Genomic DNA, 2,007 nt, shown 5'->3' on the forward strand with positions numbered 1-2,007 from the left:
GCCATCGGCGACATCGCCGAGGACGACGTCCGCGCGTACCTGGTGGGCCTGCGGGAGGGCGACGGCGACCATCCGCCGCTGTCGGCGGGGTCGGCGGCGCGGGCGCTCGCCGCCGTCCGCGGGCTGCACCGCTTCGCGCTGCGCGAGGGCCTCGCCCCCGGCGACCCGGCCGGCGACGTCAAGCCGCCGACGCCGCCGCGGCGGCTGCCCAAGGCGATCTCCCTCGCGGAGGTCGAGCGGCTGCTCGCCGCGGCGGGCGGGCCGCCCGGGAGCGACGCGGGCGCCGCGCGCGGCCTGCGCGACCGGGCGCTGCTGGAGCTGCTGTACGGGTCCGGCGCCCGGATCTCCGAGGCCGTCGGCCTGGACGTCGACGACCTCGACCTGCGCGACGGCTTCGCCCGCGTCGCCGGGAAGGGCGGCAAGGCCCGGGTCGTGCCCATCGGCGACTACGCACGCGAGGCCGTGGACGCCTACCTGGTGCGGGCGCGTCCCGAGCTCGCGCGGGCCGGGCGGGGCGGGCCGGCCCTGTTCCTGAACGCGCGCGGCGGCCGGCTGTCGCGGCAGGGCGCGTGGATGGTGCTGCGCGCCGCCGCCGACCGGGCGCACCTGTCGGAGGTGTCCCCGCACACGCTCCGGCACTCGTTCGCCACCCACCTGCTGGACGGGGGCGCCGACGTCCGCGTCGTCCAGGAGCTGCTCGGGCACGCCTCGGTGACCACGACGCAGGTCTACACGCTGGTGACCGTCCAGCTGCTGCGCGAGGTGTACGCAACCTCCCACCCGCGGGCGCGGAGCTGACCGGCGGCGACACGGGCCACGGCGGGCGGCGGGCGGTCCGCTCCGGGGGCGTCCGGTGGACAAACCGGGTGAACGGCGCGCCGACAAATCGCGACGTTCGTCGCGCGTCGGCTTGAGACACTGGGGCGGCGGCCCTAGAGTCCCCGTTCTGGATGGCATTTCCGGGCCGCCGGGGAGGGATCTGGTGACCAGCACTAACGGTGCGGATGGAGTCCTTTCCTCCGCCACCATAGAGACCGATCCGAGGCGGAGCCTCGGGCCCACTCAGCGACCCGCGCCGGTGTTCCCGGAGCCGGAACCCCTGGACGAGCACGGGCCCGCACGGATCGTGGCCGTCTGCAACCAGAAGGGCGGCGTCGGCAAGACCACCACGACCATCAACCTGGGTGCGGCGCTCGCCGAGTTCGGCCGCCGCGTCCTGCTCGTCGACTTCGACCCCCAGGGCGCCCTGTCGGTCGGTCTGGGCAAGGGCGACCCGCGCCAGCTCGACATGACGATCCACAACCTGCTGCTCGAACGCGACACCGAGTGGGAGGACATCGTCATCGAGACCGGCGTCGACGGGATGGACCTGCTGCCGAGCAACATCGACCTGTCGGGCGCCGAGGTCCAGCTCGTCCACGAGGTCGGCCGCGAGTACATCCTCCAGGGGGCGCTGAAGTCGGCCGTCGATCACTACGACTACATCCTCATCGACTGCCAGCCGTCGCTCGGCCTGCTCACCGTCAACGCGCTGGCCGCCAGCGAGGGCGTGCTGATCCCGCTGGAGTGCGAGTACTTCGCGATGCGCGGCGTCGCGCTGCTGATGGAGACCATCGAGAAGGTGCAGGGCCGGATCAACCCGGACCTCGTCATCGACGGCGTCCTCGGCACCATGTACGACTCGCGCACGCTGCACACCCGCGAGGTCCTCGGACGCATCGTCGAGGCCTTCGGCGACAAGGTCTTCCACACCGTCATCAACCGCACGGTACGGTTCCCCGACGCGACCGTCGCCGGGGAGCCGATCACCTTCTTCGATCCCAACTCGATGGGCGCGAACGCATACCGGGGCCTGGCGCGGGAGGTGCTCGGACGGTGGGCTCTCATCGGGTGAGGCCGCCCGGTTCCGATGGTCGCCGACGTCGAAGCCCGTGGTGAGCACAGCACACTGGTCCGCCGCCTGAACGGCGAGCCCTGACGAACCGGACCCGCCTTGAGCCAGCCCCC

2 protein-coding genes are annotated in these 2,007 nt (G+C 73.1%); both read left to right on the forward strand.

Annotated features, from left to right (window positions below):
* A partial coding sequence (locus tag E1281_RS39320; protein WP_131884760.1) for a tyrosine recombinase occupies positions 1-798 on the forward strand: 798 nt, incomplete at its 5' end.
* A gap of 280 nt (positions 799-1,078) precedes the next feature.
* On the forward strand, positions 1,079-1,894 hold the full coding sequence (locus E1281_RS39325) for a ParA family protein (RefSeq protein ID WP_131884761.1): 816 nt from the start codon (positions 1,079-1,081) through the stop codon (positions 1,892-1,894).
* Positions 1,895-2,007 lie beyond the last annotated feature (113 nt).

This window comes from Actinomadura sp. KC345, from assembly GCF_004348515.1.
In the GTDB taxonomy this organism is placed as follows: domain Bacteria; phylum Actinomycetota; class Actinomycetes; order Streptosporangiales; family Streptosporangiaceae; genus Spirillospora.